This window comes from Ignisphaera cupida (genome assembly GCF_030186535.1).
Taxonomy (GTDB): domain Archaea; phylum Thermoproteota; class Thermoprotei_A; order Sulfolobales; family Ignisphaeraceae; genus Ignisphaera; species Ignisphaera cupida.
The window spans coordinates 526,966-544,190 of record NZ_JASNVW010000001.1 but is presented as its reverse complement, the minus strand read 5'-3'; the positions used below and the strand labels follow the sequence as shown (position 1 = coordinate 544,190).

Sequence of the window (17,225 nt, the reverse complement as noted above, 5' to 3'; positions counted from 1 at the left end):
GTGAAAAGCTATGAGCAGTGGTATAAAGCTTGGTTATGCCGGTAAAACAATTAAGATTAGCGATGATCTCTCTGTAACAGTGACTAGAGAGGAGGAAAACAAGTTATTGTCGAGAATAGAGCTAGAAGTTTATTTAGATCATGTAACAAGGGGTACACCTTCAAGAAAGGAGTTGCAGAAGATATTGGCATCTATTTATGGTGTTGCAGAAGATATGATAATTGTGAAAAAAATTTTGTCAGAGTATGGTAGAGGCAGTTCTAAAGCTCATGTACACATATATTTGGATAGGAATTTTATAAGACTTGTCGAGCCAAAGTATATACTCAAAAGACTTGGATTAGAAAGCTAGGTTTTAGATGAGGTGTAGGAAGTGGCTGAAAAAACAAAGAGATTTAGATCACAGCTGTATGAATACGACTATAAAACAGGAAGTATAAAACTTAAAAATAGGCTTTGCCCAAGATGTGGCTCTGTAATGGCGTTTCACAGAACTGGTAAGCCTAGATGGCATTGTGGAAAGTGCAACTACACTATATTTGTTGAGGAAAGGAAAAAGTGATTGTTGTTGGTATTGAGTCGTCTGCACACACATTTGGTGTTGGAGTAGTAACAGATAATGAGGAGAATTTTATTTTAGCTGATGAACGAGTTCAGTATATTCCAAAACATGGTGGCATACATCCAAGAGAATCATCAAGATTTCTTGCTGAAAAAGCACCTCAAATACTCAAAAACGCCTTTGCAAAGTCATCTCTAAATCCATTGAACATAGACGCTGTGGCAGTAGCGCTAGGCCCTGGGCTAGGTCCATGCCTAAGAGTTGGCGCAACAATTGCTAGAACACTTTCTGCTTATCTCAATAAGCCCCTAGTTCCCGTAAACCATGCTGTGGCGCATGTCGAAATAGGCTTAAAACTAACAGGTTTAAAAGACCCTGTTACAGTATATTTATCAGGTGGCAATACAGCTATTATAGCATATCTTGATAAGAGGTATAGAGTTTTTGGAGAAACACTTGATATTGCACTAGGAAATCTTCTAGATACTTTTGCAAGAGAAGCTGGTCTAGGACCTCCTTATGTTGTTGGAGGCTTGCATGTTGTTGATAGATGTGCTGAAGAAGGTAAAAAGATCTTGCCTGATTTTCCATATGTTGTTAAGGGGCAGGACATAGCATTTTCAGGTCTATTAACAACAGCGTTAAGAGCGCTCAAAAGAGGTGTTGACTTAAATGATATATGTTTAACCTTAAGAGAAATTGCTTATAATAGTGTTTTAGAGGTTTCTGCTAGATGCTTAATGCATACAAGAAAAAAAGAAATAATGTTGGTTGGAGGTGTTGCTGCAAGTCCAATACTAAAAGATAAATTCATTGAAATGGCTAAGATATATAATGCTTCTATAGGTGTTGTACCTCCACAATATGCTGTTGATAATGGTGTTATGATAGCATGGACTGGTCTGCTTGGATTTAAAGCTGGTTTATCAATTGATTTAAAATCTGCTATTGTTAAGCAAAGGTGGAGAATTGATGAGGTTGACATTTTATGGAGATAGAGTTACCTGAGTCAATTAGGAAGATGCTTAAGGAAAGTTATGCAATTGTTGATAATAATGGAACTAGGATTATGAAAATTCTTGATTCTATAGAGCTATTGTCAATGGGAGCAGAATCATATATATTCAAAGCAAGGTTCATGGGCATAGATTCTGTTATTAAATGGCGATTTCCAAAACCCTACATGCCAAAAGAGCTAGATATTCAGATGAGAAGATATAGAACAGAGCTTGAAACTAAAATACTGTGGAAAGTGCTTTCAATAGGTATTAAGGCTCCAACACCTCTTTTTGTTGATTTAAAAGATTGTTTTCTTATAATGACATTTATAGATGGGGAGAATTTTAGAGATATTGTCGAGAAAATAAACAATGAAGATTTATGTAGAATATCAAAAACAATAGGATTTTATGCAGGGCTTCTTCATAAAAATGATATTGTTCATGGAGACTTAACAACAAGTAATGTAATTATATCCAAAGATAGTGCTGTGCACATTATAGACTTTGGCTTAGCTGTCATCACTAAAAGAATTGAGGATAAGGCTATAGATGTGCACATATTTTTTAGATCTATTGAAAGTGCTCATAAAAAATTTGAGAACATCATGAAGAACTGTTTTATTAATGGCTATAAAGATGCTGTTAATGAAAATTTTGCAAACAAGATTATTAATACTGTGAAAAATATTAGGTTGAGAGGTAGGTACATTGCTGAAAGAAAACTTAGAAGTGAGTGGGTTACATAATTATAGATTAATCAATAAGTAATCACATGTAATAATTGAATGTATTAAGATTTCTGATGTTATTAACTAAGGTTTGTGCTGTGAGTTGAGGTGATCTACTTTTGAATTTCAAATAGAATTAAAATTTAAAATGTGATTCAATCTTTGAATGAATGAGGTTTTGATTATTATGGAGATCTTTTTTGTAACTAATAACATGAATAAAGTTAGAGAAGCCGAGGCAATACTTAAGGAATTTGGAATTGTTATTAAACCCATAAATGTTAAGAAGATTGAGATTCAGCATGAGTCATTGGATGAGATAGCAAGAATTGCTGCACAAAATGCTTATCAAGAGATTAAGAAACCAGTTGTTGTTGAAGATTCTGGACTTTTTATAAACGTTCTAAATGGATTTCCTGGTCCATACAGTAGCTATGTTTATAAAACAATTGGGCTGAAGGGTATACTAAAACTACTTGAAGACTATAAAGAAATTGAGCTTAGAAAAGCAAGATTTGTTGCAGTAGTTGCATTAGCGCTTTCTAATAATGTTATTCACCTATTCAAAGGTGTTACAGAAGGGCTTATATCCTTTGAGATAAGAGGGGATAAGGGATTTGGCTATGATCCAATATTCATTCCTGTAGGTTCTACAAAAACATTTGCTGAAATGAGTATAGAGGAAAAGAATAGATATTCACATCGAGGTAAAGCATTCAAAGAGCTTGGGTTATGGTTACAGAGATTTTGTGTAAGCAACAAATCTGTTTGTAGCTAATATTTCTTCTTTTTACAATTGAAAGTTTTATCATTGAGGACTGAAAAGAGGTTAGAATGTTGATATTAGATGAAGAACTCTATAGAAAAATTTATAAGAGTGTGTAATTCATATCTTTAGGAAGATCATGTATTTACTGTGTGAATAGTGCATGGCAGGGAAAAAAAGAGATAAAGGAGAATCGCATTCAACTAGACCTGCTAGACTTGGACCTCCGAAATGGGTTAGATATACTCCTGATGAAATTGAAGCTATAGTTGTTGAGTTAGCTAAAATTGGTTACACCCCATCTATGATTGGAATTATTTTAAGAGATCAATATGGTGTTCCCTTGGTTAAGAGTATTACAGGTATGAAATTAACAAAAATTCTTGAGAAACATGGTGTGGCATTGCCGGTTCCAGAAGACTTGCTGAGATTAATGGCAAAAGCTGTTAATTTAAGAAGACACTTATCTGAGCAGCCAAAGGATTATGCAAGTAAGAGGGGGTTAATAGAAACGGAGTCTAAAATTAAAGCATTGATAAAATATTATAAGCGTGTTGGTAAATTACCTCCAGATTTTGAATATGACCCAGAAAGAGCAAAACTATTAGTTGCTCAATATCTTGGAGGGGTATTACAAAGCAGCTCCACTGCAACATCATCAGAATCACAGTCACAGTAAATCCATTTTACCTTACATAGCTTGTTCTGATTTCAGTTCATTATTTGCTTATTTAGCCCATGTATCAATTATTGAATTCTAGTTCAAAATAGTTATGAATTTGGATCTGTCTATTAAGTAAAAATAAATTATGAAGTGAGAATATGAAAATGGAATAGGTTTTTAAAACTAAGAAATAGAAACTGTATACAAGGAGAGTGAAAAGAAAAGGGCGTTTTATTGTGCCTAGGCAATTCAAAGAATTAATAGCTTTAGCTAAACAGTTCAAAGGACTTTATATTTTATATGCGCCAACAATAGATTGTGTTTTTTCAGCATCTCTTCTCCTCAGATTCTTTAAAGAATACGATGTTGATATATTTTTATCACCATTTTATGAAGTGTCTAAACCAGCTGGTGAGGGAATTATAATTGGGGTTGGGGTAACGCAGAGAAGTCCATTGTCTAGCACAAGATTTTTCTCTATAGATGATTTTCTGGAAAAAGATGTAACAGTATTGCAATCAACATCTGCACATCTTCTAAAAAATATTAAGAATTATTGGATTGTTCCGAAAACAATTGAGGTATTGACAATAGCTGCAATGTTGTCGATTACACGTTCTACATTATATGATGAAAACCTTGTAGAAATACATAAGCAAGTTTTAAGTGAGGCTTTATCAAAAGATGTGTGGGAGTATGTGCAAAGCCTTAGGTTATTTGGCTATCCACGAAGAGATGTAGCACAAGCTCTTGCAAAAACCCTGGAACCTTACATTGTAGGTGTTTCACTTGATGATAAGACAAGTTTAGAAATTGTTAATAGGATTTTAATGGCTAAGGATAAAAACATTGTGAAGGGAGTTGCTGATGAGATTGAAAGAGTGGTGTCGGGATATGGAAGAATGGCTGTACCTATTTTAGGCAATAAGATTGTGGTGAAGAATGTTGATGAAATTGAGGATCCATATGAAGCTGTATACTCTTTTTCGTTTTACATGGATTATAAAGGTCTTGAGTCACCTTTGTACATTGCTTTAGAGCCTAAATTGCTGAACTATGCAAAATCAAAAATGTATTCAACTTTAAAACAATTCAAAAGCTTTATAGATAATCTAATTAAGGGTTTAGCCATTAAAAGATTCATTGTTAAAGGTGTTAGAATAGGTGTTGTTGATGTATCAACAGAACCTACACTACCACCTCTATACACTTTGTATAGAATTTTAAAAGGAGTTGGATTAGCAGAGGATGTGACTGTGTTTACTAATGGCAAGGAGTATTTTATGCCTATACAGCTAGTTGAAGCTAGGTGGCCTATTGAAAAAGAGCTTAACGTAGATAAAAACTATGTTGTATTTTCAAATCTACAAAATGTTGGGGATTTAATAAAATGATGATTGAATTGAACATGGAAATAACAATAAAGAATAAAAGAATATGCGAATCAATTATAAAAGCAGTTGAACCAGATAATGTTACAGCGCCTAGTACAATAACCATTGACATGATTTGCCAGAATGAATCAATGAAAATAGTTATTAAAAGCTCAGATACAAAAATATTGACATTTAGAAATACTGTAGACGATCTTTTAGAGCATATATCCATAGCCATGAAGACTATTAGCGAAATGAAGTAGTATTTTGAAAATAACGCAACTCTTCTATATATCTAAATATTGAATCTGCAATTACTGTAACTATCTTGGAGCCCTGTGGCAACTCCTTAGAAATTTTTATAGCTCCAACCACGTTTGCACCTGAAGATATTCCAGCTAAAATACCTTCTTCTTTAACAAGATACAATGCCATATTTAATGCCTCTCTATATGAAACTTCAACTATGTAATCAATTATTGATTTATCCAAAAGCTGTGGCACATCCTTATGTAAAAGTCCCTCTATTCTATCCTCTCCGTTACCACCAGCAAGTTTCGAACCTTTTGGTGTAACGGCAACTATCTTAATATCTCTCTTTCTCTCCTTTAAATATCTTCCAACACCTGTTATTGTTCCACCAGTGCCAACACCCATGACAAATGCATTTATTTCACCCTTCATCTGCTCCCATATCTCCCTGGCTGTTGTTTCATAATGTGCTAAAGCATTATCGGGATTTGCATACTGATTTAGAAAAACACCATTTCTCTCCATAGCTATTTTCTCAGCAATTTTTATGTAGTAGTTTGGAGAATTTGGATCCTCATCACCATAAACTATTTCTGCACCTAACATCTCTAAGATCCTTATTTTCGCAGCACTCGTTGATTTTGGAATTACAATAACAGGTTTGAACCCAAGTCTCTTAGCAACAAAAGTAACAGAAATTGCTGTATTACCACTTGAAGCCTCAACAATATAATCACCTGGTTTAAGATTATATTTTTTCATAGCCCCTCTTATCATGTAAACAGCTATCCTATCTTTATGACTACCTGTAGGATTAAAATATTCCAGCTTTGCAAAAAGCTTACAGTTATTATCAAGTTTCACATTCTTAATTTCAACCATTGGTGTATTTCCAATAAGTCTTAGAATATTCATTTGAACATCACTCAGCTAAGAGCATTTATATTTTCTGACAAATCATACAAAATTTGTGTGTTATTATGCTAATTGTGTTTGAAGGTATTGATGCATCAGGAAAAACAACTCTAAGCAATCTGGTTAAGGAATATCTACTAAAAAAAGGTTTTAAAGTAAAAATGTTTTCTTATCCAAACTATGCATCAATATATGGCTCCATAATAAAGCTTTTTCTGGAGTCAAAAATAGACCTAGCCTATCAAGAACTATTTTTTCTTTATATATTAGATATGTTTAGAGAAAAACAAGAAGTTAGAGAAGCTATTGCAAGTGGAAATATTGTGTTAATAGACAGATACTACACATCTACAATAGCTTATCAATGTTCACTTGGATTTAATTATGAAATAGCTAAAAAAATCATAGAGTACTTAGATATGCCAAAACCAAATATCATAATATACCTTGACGTAGAACCGAAAATAGCTATAGAAAGAAAAATAAAGCAAAAAGTGCCTGACGTATTTGAGAGGAATATGGAGTTTCTAGGCAATGTTCGAAGAATGTATTGGAAACTAATTAATGAAGGATATCCAATAAAGAACTGGATAGTTGTAGACGCATCTAAGAATATTGATGAAGTATTTAATATTGTTATTAAAGCTTTGAATATCTAAAACTATGTTTTGAATAACCAAGGCAATTTCGCTTAAAAGGTGAGGAGGCGACCCGATCCCGGCTTAGACGGGCTGCGGCCCCTTTCGGAAGCCACAGCCACGTCCAACGCGGCTGGCTTAACTTCCGGGATCTGACGAGTCCGGGTGTTGCCCAGCCGCTATGGCCGGGTCGAGTCGCCAACACTATTGTTTTGTTGCTAGGGTTTAAAAGATTTTTGTGTCTTTTCTTGGGCAACAGCATAAATTTTTGATATAATTAATGCAGAACCACATTTGGGGCATTTACCATCAATTTTTCCTACAAAATCTCCTTCTTTGAATTCTCTCTCAATTGTATAATCATTTTGCTGACATGTGGCAATAGTTATTAATTTGTAATTTGTTTTTTCTTGTTCAATGCCTCGTCTTCTTCTTTTTATATAATCAAATGATGCTGTAACTAGGTATATCAGTAGACCTGCCATTATTACTACTAGAAGTATTGTTAGAACATCTGTTTGCATAATAGACATGCTAGTATACACCTACAGTATTTCCTATTCCAATAACTATGACATTATCTCCTGGCTTTGTTCTATTTCTTATAATTTCTAAAACCTTTTGATATGCTTTTTCAACCCCATCTGCAATCTCCTTTGTCATTGGGTTTATAGCTTCATCACTTCCCATTTTAACTATTACAGCATCTAATGGTGCTCCACATTTCACAGCTATTCTCTCTATTTCTATTTTCTCTGGCCCCACATCTCCTATAGCTGCTCCAGATCCCTCAGCAACCAAACCTGTTTGTTCTCCTTCAAGTTTTAGTGCAGCATCGATAGTTATAATCCTAGCTACTTTGTAATCAAGCATTTCAGCTATTTTTGCAACTGCTTTTCCTGGCTTTCCAACAGTTGCTCCAGGACCTTTTGCCTTTATAACATAAACCTTTCTATTATCTATTTCAACAATAGAATATACTGTGTCTTCTTCAATATCTATTCTTGGAGCAAGACCAGCTAACTTAAATGCTGTTAAAGGACCAGCTGAATCACCTATTGGAATACCCTTCATAAATGTGTCAACAGCTCTTACATATGGCATAAGCTCTTTTACGAGCTGTGGAAGCAGTAAATAAAGTTGCATTAGCAGAACCCAATTCTCATATTTTTTCCCAAGGAGATAATAGTGTCTCAAAATCTTAAACACTGTGTAGAGAGCTGATACAATGGCTAGTGAAACAGCTATGTTATTTAGCATGTGCACTCCTACATTAGGAATGGAATTTCTCAAATCTTTCTTGTATTTATCTTCATTAGCTGTTATAATGTGATCAAGTCTTTTAATAATATCAATAGGCTCTATGGAAACAGGCTCTATAGCAAAATAGTTCTCTAGAGAATTGCCAATTAAATTATCAATGTTACTCACATCTAACTTATGTAGATACATCTTCACCTTAGATATACTTTCCTTAACAAGACTCTCAATAGCAGCCAATCTCGATGCAACACCTTTTTCATATCTCAAAAACTGTGTTTTTTGTGGAAGATCTGTAAAGAAATACAGCATAAACACAAGCCAAAACAATATAGATAATATACTATTCCAGTCACTACCACCAATCTGCATATGCATAATTATTTGCAAGTTATTTCATCACCTTTCAAGAGTACTTATACTTGTCTAAAAGATAGTTTAGACAGTATTAAAATTTTAACTTTAAATTATAATGAATTATTAAATAACATATATTATCAACATTTTTGCACTTTTGCATTCTCTAGGTGAAGTTATGTAAATCATATATTATATGTTAAAGAGCATAGATTTTTATATAAGCTATTACAATAAGTTATTTGTGGTTTTGTATGCAGTTAAGATTTTCAACTGGTATATGGGTTTTTGGAGCAGGTATAGAAAGATTTGCGCCCATGGGTTATAAATCAGCTAAACCAATTGTTGATCTTATAAAGGATGCATCAAAAGTTGATGGTTTAACTGGGCTAGAGTTTCACTATCCTACTGAGGTTAATGAAGAGAATGTTAAAGATGTTAAAAATACTCTTTCAGTTTATAATTTCAAGGCTGTTGGAATAGCCCCAGTATTGTCTCAAGAGGCTCAGTGGGCTAAAGGAGCTTTGTCGGCACTTAATGAAAATACTAGGAGAAAGGCTATTGATAGATGTAAAAAGGCTATCGATATTGCAAGAGAGCTTGGCGCTGAAATACTAATTATATGGCCGGGTAGAGAGGGATTTGATTTCCCATTTACAACAAACTATGTGAAGCTATGGAATAACTATGTTTCATCAATTAAGGAAGTGGCTGAGTATGGTTCTGATATAAAAATTGCTTTAGAATACAAAATGGAGGATCCATCAAGCTACTTATTACATGGTTCAGCTGGAAGAGCATTAGCAACAATTTTGGAGTTGAGAATGTTGGGAATTAAAAATGTTGGTATAAATGTTGAGTTTGCTCATGCAAAACTAGCTAAGGAGTATGTTCCAGAAACAATAGTTCTCATATCACGTTACAATGCTCTATATCATCTCCACTTAAATGATATATTCTTTGATGCTGATCTAGATCTATTCCCAGCAAGCGTACACACACTAGAGTTTATAGAGCTTCTCTACTGGTTACATGAAGTAGGTTATAGCGGCTGGTTTGGATTAGATCTCTTCCCAAGATACATAGATGCAATTGAAATGGTTCAGCAAAGCATATACAATGTAAAAGCACTATACAACGCTTTAGAGAAAGTTGGTTGGGCCAAGATAAGAAATGTTATAGAGTTGAACAATCCAATAGAAGTACAGAAGCTTATAAGAGAAATTCTAGGCACAAAACCATAAAAATTTACAAATGATTATGCCCAAATAACAATACTTTTTTACTATTGTAAACCTCAACAATTCACTGTATTTTAGCTACAAGCCTTAAATGCAATAGCTATTTTCGGTTCTTTCTAGTTAGACAACATGGAAATATTCATTGACAGTTTTTCTTAACTTTGCTTAAGAATATAACGTAATTTAATTTTTTCTGCTAGAAAATGAAAGCTAGAAAAGTTTTAAATGCTCATTATCACCTTAAACATGAAGTTTTTAATTGCAAAGCTACTTGGTGATTGAATTGCTAGACCCTGTCTTTATCAATTTTTTAATTAGGATATTTGGTCGTGAAAGCATTCACAATGTTGTTGATCCAACCAAAATCTCCTTAAAAACATATCTTGTACCAATAGACATTATCAAACCTCATGAGGGTTTTTACAACAATCTTGTTAGTGAGGTATTGGAACAGATAATTTCATGGGGCTATTTAAAATATCCAATAATTGTTGATTCAAGAACTATGATAGTTTTAGATGGTCATCACCGCTTGGAAGCGCTTAAAAGACTTGGCTTAAAGTACATACCGGTGTTTTTTATAGATTATGCTGAAAGCTATGTAGATTTATACCCGATTAGAAAAGAAATTCCAGTATCTAAAATTGATGTGGTTAAGAAAGTTTATGTTGAGAACTCTATATATCCACCAAAAACAACAAGACATTTCTATATCGGCATTTCAATTTTACCAAGCTATATACCACTGAAGCATTTGATAAATGAGAATTTAAGCTATTTACCTATACTCAGAGATTTTTGAAAGCATCTTTTAATTTGAATTGGATATGTAAATTAAATGTCAGGTCTTTCTTAACTTTTCATAACTTGATATTACTTCTGCAATTCTTTTAAGAGTATTAATTATAAATGATGGTCCTGGATGAGCTAGGTTAGCCTCAACAGACTCTTCTATAAGATAAATAGTGCCTTCTTCATATGCCAAGGTATTTTTTAAAGGTTCTCTTATACTCAAAAACTTTTCTAACGTAATTCCCATGAATGGAGGTTCTATGTTAACCATAATTATCTGCGGATTTCTAGAAATTATCTCCTCATCTTTAGGAAAGAAGAATTTTTGTTTCTTGTCAAAGAAAATATTTATTCCTCCACAAAGCCTTATAGCATCATCTACATATGTCAAACCACCTGTTGTTGAAAATGATTTATCTGGCCATAGATACTCCACATAAACTCTTGGCCTAAAACCAACTCTTATAGCTCTTTTGTAGTAAACAATATTATCTAAGAGCTTATCTGCAAGCTCCTTACCCTCCCAATATCTATCAACTAACGAAGCAACAAATTCCACATTCGATACTATATCAAGTAGGTTTGTAGGCAATGAAACCAGATATGCATTAAATCCTTCACTTCGCAAAACACTCAAGAACTTGTCATGTACATGTGCTTGTATGAAAACAATATCTGGATTTAACTTTTTAAGCATTTCAATGTTTATGTCTAGGTATGTGCCTACAATTGAAATTTCTTTTCTTTTTAAATACATTTTACACCATGGCGTTACACCAACAATATTATCTTCAAGACCAAGTAGAGAAAGAGTTTCTGAAACAGCTGGTGAAAGACTAACAATTCTCAACCTATTATCACCATATGGCTAGGAAAACCACATAATTTATTCAACGAAGATATGTTATAAAGCTTTCGATACATGAATTTGATAAAGAAATTCCATTGTATAATATTTATTGGATAACATTAGGAATAGCTTGTTGTAAGCTTATAACCTATTCTCAATGAATATATGGATAGGGTGTCCATATGAAGATTAAATGCGTGGCTTCACCATGTAAAATTGTTTCCAAAACACATTCTTATTTGTACTTAAGCTGGTTTAGAGATGAGTTTATACAAATTGATTTTACAAAAACACTTCGCTAATCAATTGCATAGGCTTAGGGGGATAAGCCACGGTTTCTGGAATAAGAATTGCTTATGGATCTTTTGATGTGGATATGATTAAATCTGGTAAAGCAATGGCTGTTTATGTTATAGCATCGTCTATGACCTCAACTATTCCTGGAATATCACTTGCAGGAGCAGCACCTATGGCAACTCTCTTTACACCTGCACTTGATGTCGAGTATTTGTTTTATGGAAAATGTGTTACACTGGATTTAATACCAACAACACCTACAGGTATACCAACACCAGCAATCATAACCAAAGCAGCTTTGCATCTTATGAAAATACCTTTTGTAGTGGTTGATGCTGGCTCATATGTAGAGCCGAAGATTCCTCACATTCGTCTTTCAAGCAGATGTGTTGGCAGAAGAATTGACAAGGAAGATGCGTTGCCTAGTGGAACCTCAAGAAATCTTTTTGAAGAAGCAAAGAATGTTGGACGCATTCTTGGCTCTATAGCTAATATAGTTTTAATTGGTGAGAGTATGCCTGGTGGAACAACAACTGCCTTAGCTATTCTACAAGGTCTTGGCTATGAAGCTTATAATATTGTGAGTAGCGCATCAAAGGTAAATCCGATAGAGCTTAAAAAAACTATTGTGGAGAAGGCTTTGAAAAGACTCAAAGATGTAAAAGATCCATTTACAGTTAACGATGTTGTTGGAGACTCTTTGCATATTTCAATAGCAGGTATAGCTCTAGGTGCTTTACAAGCTGGGAGCATAGCAATTCTTGCTGGAGGTACTCAAATGTTGGCAGCGTTGTCATTGATGAAAGCAATTAACCCATTATTTCCACAAGATAAAGTGGTTATAGCTACGACGCGTTGGATATTTGCGGACAAGGGCAAGGAGATAACAGGTTTTCTTAATGAGGTTTTGCCAAATGTATCGCTTATCTATGTTGATATAAACTTTGCTGATGCTCCATTTGAGGGGCTTAGAGCATATGAAGAAGGATATGTTAAGGAAGGTGTTGGTGCTGGTGGTACAGCATCTATGGCTGTTATAAAAGGTTTTGGAGTTGATGATTTAAAGAAGGCTATATTTGATGAATACAAAAGGTTGGTGGAGGTTCGTAATAATGGCTAGAATAGTTTTTGAAAATCCAGATGTTCTTGTTATAGATCTTGAGAGAAAACATTTAGCATTGTCAACAGCTGGATGTCCAAAAGTATACAAGGAGCTTAGATACGTAGTCTTTAAAAAAGTTCCAAAAAATTTTGAAATTGTTGATCTTGATAGCTACTGCAAAGAAATTGCATTATCTATTAACCTAAACTATGATGAAACATCAATATTTTTAACGGCAGTTGATGTATCAACATATAGTCATAGCTTAGTAAAATATAGAGGCATTGAAGCAGAGGCTTTTGTAACTTTTGGTGTTGATACTCCAGCTTGTCTAGATGTTGAGAAAAATGTTGTTGGAACAATTAACTTGGCATTGATTGTTAACAAACCCTTGAATATTATTGGTCTTCTCGATCTCTATAGACTTGCCTCGGAAGTTAAGGGTATGGTTATGGCTCTTGGAGGACCAATGTGCAAATCTATTACTTCTATTGGTACAGCATCTGATGCAACAATGGTTTTAGCGCCAGTAGGTGAAGAAAGATTTGCTGGAATAGCAACAGATGTTGGTATAGCATCAACTATGGCGATAATTAGTGCACTGTCTAAACACATTAGAAAAACACCAGTTGATAAATATGTTTCTCAAACACTAGGATTCAAGGATATAAATGATGTAATTGAAATCGCATTGGAGGTATATTCAAAGGCTTCACTACCTCAGCTAAGCATTGATAATGTTAAAAATGAGTTGATGCAGGAAATAGAAAAGGTTTTGAAAGATCCAAATATAGTCGTGTTCTTAAGGGGTATGAGGCTTGCTGAAGCAGCATTAGCTCTTGGACTTGTTCCAGGCATTGGCAAGGAAGAGTACAGACTAGATTCAACTGGAATAGTTGTGGATGAGCTTGCTGGCAAAGCTGTTGCTGAATACATTAATGGGTTCAAAGGTCTTCTATCCTATTACTGGGTTGAGAGACTTAAAAAGGAAAATAAACTTGGGATTTTAAATGAGCTACCTCCAATAGCTGATGATCTTATTGGAGCATTTGTTGGTGCAATACTTAGTAGAATATATGATAAGTATTCTAGATAATAACTGGTTGAGGATTCTTATGAATGTTGTGATTATGGCTGGTGGCAAAGGTTCTAGACTTGGGGGTATGAAAAAGCCTCTCCTAGAGGTTTGTGGTGTGAAATTAATTGACAGGGCATTGACAGTTGCAAAAACTATTAATGGCGTTGATAAGATATTTGTATGTGTTGGAAAAGATGATTTAAATGCTTTTAAAGATTATGGTGATGAAAAAACTGCTGTTGTTTTGTGTCCAGGTCAAGGCTATGTGGAAGACCTAATCTTTATTTTAAAGAGAGTATCCTTTCCAGTTCTGGTTTTGCCAGCAGATATACCGTTTCTATCTAATAGAGTTGTTATGGAGTTTCTAAATAAAGCACTTGAATGTAAAACTGATGTAGCTACTCTAAATCTTTGTAAAGGTAGTGAATGTGGCGAAGTGGGAATATCGCTATTTAGAGGATTAGGTGGCTCTTGGTGCAATATATACTTTGATTATACTAAAGAGAAAGAGTTAAGGGATATAGATACTTATGAAGATCTTCAATGGGCGATGGGTTTATGCGAGTCCATGGAGGATTTAAAGAGGCTAGAATAGATCTTAGTGTTAATATTAATCCATTGGGACCACCAAAAATATTCTATAGCGCATTGAGTGAATGTATTAATGATAGGGTTTTGGAAAAATATCCAGATTATAGCTATAAGGACTTGAGAAGCTCATTAGCCAAGTTCTATAGATGCTCAGAAGAGGGGTTAATTCCAACAGCTGGAGCTGGTGAAGCTATAAACTTGGCTATTCTAGCGACAAAACCAAGGAGAATTGTTGTTGTAGAGCCTTCCTATGGTGAGTACGAAGATATTTCAAAGGCTTTAGGTATTGAATACAAGGCTCTATTCTATGACAAATCTAGCAATAGTTTCTATCTTGATTTTCAAAAGCTAAACAGTATTTGTGAAGATGAGGAATCTCTAGTTGTTATAACTAATCCCAATAATCCAACAGGTTATTATATAGATAGAGAGGAACTATTTACCCACATCTCAAAATGCAAAGCCAAGTTTTTAATAGATGAAGCATATATGGAACTGTGTAGCAAGTGCCCTGTTGATATAGGTGCCGATATTTCTAGCAATATTGTTGTTGTGAGAACATTAACAAAATGGCTTTCAGTACCAGGGATTAGGCTAGGCTTTCTATACACATCGAATGCAGAATTCCACATAAGAGCTGATACACTTAGGCAGCCATGGAATGTCAACAGCTTAGCTGAATGCATAGCTCAAAAAATTTTTAATCATGGAAATGAATTGAGGACATTTATAAATGAATCGAGGCAATTTATAGATGAAGAGAAGAGACATGTAACCAGGGCTCTTTCTGCTCTTGGTTTAAAGGTGTTTGAAAGCAGCACAAACTTTTTACTTGTAGAGATAAGTAATGGTTGGTATGTGGTTGAAGCTTTAAAGAGTATGGGCATAGCTGTAAGAAGCTGTGCCAGCTTTAAGGGGTTAGGTCCCAATTATATTAGAGTAGCTATTGGAAAAAGCAATGAGAATAGCGAATTTCTTAAGGCTTTGGCTGAGGTGTTGAAAAATGTTAAAAGTAATTGAGAATTTTGTTGCACTCTTATCGTTTCTAACACCAATACCAATACCAAAGAGATTTCAGCTAAGAGAGCTTAAATTTGAAGGTCTTTTTATGCTTCCACTTGTAGGCTTTTTGAGAGGAGTTTTAGCGGTAATTCCAATAACATTACTTGCTATGGTTAATAGTAATGCAATATATGTAGCAGTTTCAATAGCTGTTGCAATGCATTATTTTGTTCAAGGATTTATTCATGGAGATGGCTTCATAGATTTTTCAGAAGCTGTTTTAGCCTATAGATTTGGCGCAAATCCACATAAGGTAGTTAAAGACAGGTATAAAGGCTCTTATGCAATAATTGTTTTTTCTATTCTAGCTCTATGGATATACTCAACACTTTTACAACTATGTCTATTCTATGGCTTAGAAAACATGGTCAAAGCAATAATTATTTCAGAGACTTGGTCACCAATATCAATGGCTTTGGTCTCATATCTTAGCCTAGAACCCCCTGAAGGCATGGGCAAAAAGTTTAAGGAAGGTGTTAAGCTTGTAGATATTGTCTTAGGCATAGTGGTATCTTCTGTCATAACCATTGGGCTTGCTGATTTACATATATTCAAAGGTTTTATCAAAATAATCTTCTTGTTAGCATCCCTGGCAATATCATGTCTCATAACCCATATGCTAAGCTCTAGAGTGCTAGGCTATGCTAGTGGCGATGTACTTGGTTTTGCCCATGAAATAACATTCTCAGTAATTATTACAATGCTCATATTTGGTGCAAGGCTATGGACATAGAATGGCTTTTACCTAAAAACATATTTGAATTTTCAGTAATTCTTTTATCGATCTTAGCACTAGACGTCATCTATCCAAAGCACACGGGCATTCTATACAGAATTCACCCAGTTCACACAGCCTATGAAATGTCGCTATCACTTTACAGAAAATTTCCAAAAACTAGGGTAGCAGGTGTAATCATATGGTTCATTGTAGTTAGTAGTCACACAATTATCTACGCATTGGTTTTGTATATGCTAAGTAAAATTCATAGAATTTTATGGCTTGTTTTTTCAGTATACATACTAAAAACATCTACATCAATAAAACTGTTAGTGGATCATGTAACAGATGTTTACCATTGTCTAAGAAGAGAGAATTTGATGTGCGCCAGGGAAGCTGTGTCAAATATTGTTAGAAGAGATGTTAAAAATCTTGGAGAAGACCATGTAGCTTCAGCAGCAATAGAATCTCTCTTTGAAAATATTGTTGATGGTTTTACATCTCCTCTGCTATACTTTCTAGTTCTAGGACCTATTGGAGCACTAATACAAAGAATTGCAAACGCTTTAGACTCAGCGCTTGGTTATAAACATGAACCATTTAAATATGTTGGATGGTTTTCAGCCAAGATGGATACTATACTAAATTTTGTTCCAGCAAGACTAACAGCATTTCTTCTAATAGCTTTGTGTCCACTGGCTAAAGGATCAATTAAAAAGAGCTTGGCAATATACCTAAGAGATAAAGGCAATACAGAAAGTGTTAATAGTGGCCATTCAATATCAGCTGCCTCTGGCTGTTTATCAATTAAACTCGAAAAGTTGGGAAGCTATACAATAGGAAAAGAATACTGTTTACCAACGCATGTGGATATAGCCAAGGCATTGAAATTAGCAATATACATAACAACATTTTACATAGTTCTTTTACATATTTTATTTATTATTATGCACAGTATTTGAACCATGACATGCT

The 17,225-nt window shown here is 34.3% G+C and carries 21 protein-coding genes and 1 other annotated feature; of the genes, 17 read left to right on the top strand and 4 right to left on the bottom strand.

The genetic code is table 11. From position 1 onward, the window contains the following. Positions 1 to 10 precede the first annotated feature (10 nt). The 8 genes from QPL79_RS03035 to QPL79_RS03000 all read left to right on the top strand — a co-directional run bounded on the left by QPL79_RS03035 (position 11) and on the right by QPL79_RS03000 (position 5,360). Entirely contained in the window at positions 11 to 352 is a 342-nt protein-coding gene (locus tag QPL79_RS03035; protein WP_285273303.1) for a 30S ribosomal protein S24e, read from the top strand. 21 nt (positions 353 to 373) lie between these two features. Then, positions 374 to 562: a 30S ribosomal protein S27ae gene (locus QPL79_RS03030; protein WP_285273302.1), complete on the top strand. Its 189-nt coding sequence runs from the start codon at positions 374 to 376 to the stop codon at positions 560 to 562. Further along, on the top strand, positions 559 to 1,560 hold the full coding sequence (kae1, locus tag QPL79_RS03025) for a KEOPS complex N(6)-L-threonylcarbamoyladenine synthase Kae1 (protein ID WP_285273301.1): 1,002 nt from the start codon (positions 559 to 561) through the stop codon (positions 1,558 to 1,560). Before QPL79_RS03030 ends, kae1 begins: the two co-directional genes overlap by 4 nt. Beyond that, positions 1,551 to 2,309 (top strand): Kae1-associated kinase Bud32, encoded by a 759-nt coding sequence (locus tag QPL79_RS03020; RefSeq protein ID WP_285273300.1) that lies wholly within the window; start codon positions 1,551 to 1,553, stop codon positions 2,307 to 2,309. Before kae1 ends, QPL79_RS03020 begins: the two co-directional genes overlap by 10 nt. Before the next feature lie 169 nt (positions 2,310 to 2,478). Beyond that, complete coding sequence (locus QPL79_RS03015; RefSeq protein WP_285273299.1) at positions 2,479 to 3,069, top strand: XTP/dITP diphosphatase; 591 nt, start codon at positions 2,479 to 2,481, stop codon at positions 3,067 to 3,069. Positions 3,070 to 3,220: 151 nt separating this feature from the next. Next, positions 3,221 to 3,736: a 30S ribosomal protein S15 gene (locus tag QPL79_RS03010; RefSeq protein WP_285273298.1), complete on the top strand. Its 516-nt coding sequence runs from the start codon at positions 3,221 to 3,223 to the stop codon at positions 3,734 to 3,736. Positions 3,737 to 3,957: 221 nt separating this feature from the next. Continuing rightward, the gene (locus QPL79_RS03005) at positions 3,958 to 5,115 is read left to right on the top strand and encodes a hypothetical protein (RefSeq protein ID WP_285273297.1); all 1,158 of its coding nucleotides are present in this window, start codon (positions 3,958 to 3,960) and stop codon (positions 5,113 to 5,115) included. Then, positions 5,112 to 5,360, top strand: a complete 249-nt coding sequence (locus tag QPL79_RS03000) for a KEOPS complex subunit Pcc1 (RefSeq protein ID WP_285273296.1) — start codon at positions 5,112 to 5,114, stop codon at positions 5,358 to 5,360. Before QPL79_RS03005 ends, QPL79_RS03000 begins: the two co-directional genes overlap by 4 nt. Here the strand turns inward: QPL79_RS03000 and QPL79_RS02995 are convergent. After that, entirely contained in the window at positions 5,344 to 6,264 is a 921-nt protein-coding gene (locus QPL79_RS02995) for a PLP-dependent cysteine synthase family protein (RefSeq protein ID WP_285273295.1), read from the bottom strand. The two genes, QPL79_RS03000 and QPL79_RS02995, sit on opposite strands and share 17 nt — an antisense overlap. A 65-nt stretch (positions 6,265 to 6,329) precedes the next feature. Here QPL79_RS02995 and tmk point away from each other — a divergent pair, with 65 nt between their 5' ends. After that, entirely contained in the window at positions 6,330 to 6,923 is a 594-nt protein-coding gene (tmk, locus tag QPL79_RS02990; RefSeq protein WP_285273294.1) for a dTMP kinase, read from the top strand. 88 nt (positions 6,924 to 7,011) lie between these two features. Continuing rightward, positions 7,012 to 7,095, bottom strand: a sequence feature (5S ribosomal RNA rRNA prediction is too short). A 25-nt stretch (positions 7,096 to 7,120) separates the two neighbouring features. Here tmk and QPL79_RS02985 read toward each other — a convergent pair. Both QPL79_RS02985 and QPL79_RS02980 read right to left on the bottom strand, forming a co-directional pair. After that, positions 7,121 to 7,435: a hypothetical protein gene (locus QPL79_RS02985; RefSeq protein WP_285273293.1), complete on the bottom strand. Its 315-nt coding sequence runs from the start codon at positions 7,433 to 7,435 to the stop codon at positions 7,121 to 7,123. Position 7,436: 1 nt separating this feature from the next. After that, complete coding sequence (locus tag QPL79_RS02980) at positions 7,437 to 8,552, bottom strand: DUF1512 domain-containing protein (RefSeq protein WP_285273292.1); 1,116 nt, start codon at positions 8,550 to 8,552, stop codon at positions 7,437 to 7,439. A gap of 221 nt (positions 8,553 to 8,773) precedes the next feature. On the opposite strand from QPL79_RS02980, the gene QPL79_RS02975 reads away from it, so the two are divergent. Together QPL79_RS02975 and QPL79_RS02970 are read left to right on the top strand one after the other, a co-directional pair. After that, positions 8,774 to 9,763, top strand: a complete 990-nt coding sequence (locus QPL79_RS02975; RefSeq protein WP_285273291.1) for a sugar phosphate isomerase/epimerase family protein — start codon at positions 8,774 to 8,776, stop codon at positions 9,761 to 9,763. A gap of 280 nt (positions 9,764 to 10,043) precedes the next feature. Beyond that, entirely contained in the window at positions 10,044 to 10,562 is a 519-nt protein-coding gene (locus QPL79_RS02970) for a ParB N-terminal domain-containing protein (protein WP_285273290.1), read from the top strand. Positions 10,563 to 10,601: 39 nt separating this feature from the next. Here the strand turns inward: QPL79_RS02970 and QPL79_RS02965 are convergent, their stop codons facing one another. Next, the gene (locus tag QPL79_RS02965) at positions 10,602 to 11,402 is read right to left on the bottom strand and encodes an ABC transporter substrate-binding protein (protein WP_285273289.1); all 801 of its coding nucleotides are present in this window, start codon (positions 11,400 to 11,402) and stop codon (positions 10,602 to 10,604) included. 376 nt (positions 11,403 to 11,778) lie between these two features. Here QPL79_RS02965 and cobT point away from each other — a divergent pair, with 376 nt between their 5' ends. The 6 genes from cobT to QPL79_RS02935 are packed head-to-tail and all read left to right on the top strand — an operon-like array spanning position 11,779 to position 17,212. Further along, entirely contained in the window at positions 11,779 to 12,819 is a 1,041-nt protein-coding gene (gene cobT / locus QPL79_RS02960; RefSeq protein ID WP_285273288.1) for a nicotinate mononucleotide-dependent phosphoribosyltransferase CobT, read from the top strand. After that, complete coding sequence (locus QPL79_RS02955) at positions 12,779 to 13,897, top strand: adenosylcobinamide amidohydrolase (protein WP_285273287.1); 1,119 nt, start codon at positions 12,779 to 12,781, stop codon at positions 13,895 to 13,897. Before cobT ends, QPL79_RS02955 begins: the two co-directional genes overlap by 41 nt. Beyond that, complete coding sequence (locus QPL79_RS02950; protein WP_285273407.1) at positions 13,857 to 14,474, top strand: NTP transferase domain-containing protein; 618 nt, start codon at positions 13,857 to 13,859, stop codon at positions 14,472 to 14,474. Before QPL79_RS02955 ends, QPL79_RS02950 begins: the two co-directional genes overlap by 41 nt. Further along, on the top strand, positions 14,438 to 15,490 hold the full coding sequence (locus QPL79_RS02945) for a pyridoxal phosphate-dependent aminotransferase (protein WP_285273286.1): 1,053 nt from the start codon (positions 14,438 to 14,440) through the stop codon (positions 15,488 to 15,490). The genes QPL79_RS02950 and QPL79_RS02945 overlap by 37 nt, the downstream gene beginning before the upstream one ends. Next, positions 15,474 to 16,265 (top strand): adenosylcobinamide-GDP ribazoletransferase, encoded by a 792-nt coding sequence (locus tag QPL79_RS02940; protein ID WP_285273285.1) that lies wholly within the window; start codon positions 15,474 to 15,476, stop codon positions 16,263 to 16,265. Before QPL79_RS02945 ends, QPL79_RS02940 begins: the two co-directional genes overlap by 17 nt. Next, on the top strand, positions 16,256 to 17,212 hold the full coding sequence (locus QPL79_RS02935; RefSeq protein ID WP_285273284.1) for a cobalamin biosynthesis protein: 957 nt from the start codon (positions 16,256 to 16,258) through the stop codon (positions 17,210 to 17,212). Before QPL79_RS02940 ends, QPL79_RS02935 begins: the two co-directional genes overlap by 10 nt. The last annotated feature ends 13 nt before the right edge of the window (positions 17,213 to 17,225 follow it).

Coding starts and splice junctions, on each gene's coding strand:
- QPL79_RS03015 (WP_285273299.1), top strand. CDS start 2,479: ATGGAGATCTTTTTTGTAACTAATAACATGAATAAAGTTAGAGAAGCC.
- QPL79_RS03010 (WP_285273298.1), top strand. CDS start 3,221: ATGGCAGGGAAAAAAAGAGATAAAGGAGAATCGCATTCAACTAGACCT.
- QPL79_RS02995 (WP_285273295.1), bottom strand. CDS start 6,264: ATGAATATTCTAAGACTTATTGGAAATACACCAATGGTTGAAATTAAG.
- cobT (WP_285273288.1), top strand. CDS start 11,779: ATGATTAAATCTGGTAAAGCAATGGCTGTTTATGTTATAGCATCGTCT.
- QPL79_RS03000 (WP_285273296.1), top strand. CDS start 5,112: ATGATGATTGAATTGAACATGGAAATAACAATAAAGAATAAAAGAATA.
- QPL79_RS02935 (WP_285273284.1), top strand. CDS start 16,256: ATGGACATAGAATGGCTTTTACCTAAAAACATATTTGAATTTTCAGTA.
- QPL79_RS03020 (WP_285273300.1), top strand. CDS start 1,551: ATGGAGATAGAGTTACCTGAGTCAATTAGGAAGATGCTTAAGGAAAGT.
- QPL79_RS02975 (WP_285273291.1), top strand. CDS start 8,774: ATGCAGTTAAGATTTTCAACTGGTATATGGGTTTTTGGAGCAGGTATA.
- QPL79_RS02955 (WP_285273287.1), top strand. CDS start 12,779: ATGAATACAAAAGGTTGGTGGAGGTTCGTAATAATGGCTAGAATAGTT.
- QPL79_RS02940 (WP_285273285.1), top strand. CDS start 15,474: ATGTTAAAAGTAATTGAGAATTTTGTTGCACTCTTATCGTTTCTAACA.
- QPL79_RS03035 (WP_285273303.1), top strand. CDS start 11: ATGAGCAGTGGTATAAAGCTTGGTTATGCCGGTAAAACAATTAAGATT.
- QPL79_RS02945 (WP_285273286.1), top strand. CDS start 14,438: ATGCGAGTCCATGGAGGATTTAAAGAGGCTAGAATAGATCTTAGTGTT.
- tmk (WP_285273294.1), top strand. CDS start 6,330: ATGCTAATTGTGTTTGAAGGTATTGATGCATCAGGAAAAACAACTCTA.
- QPL79_RS02985 (WP_285273293.1), bottom strand. CDS start 7,435: ATGTCTATTATGCAAACAGATGTTCTAACAATACTTCTAGTAGTAATA.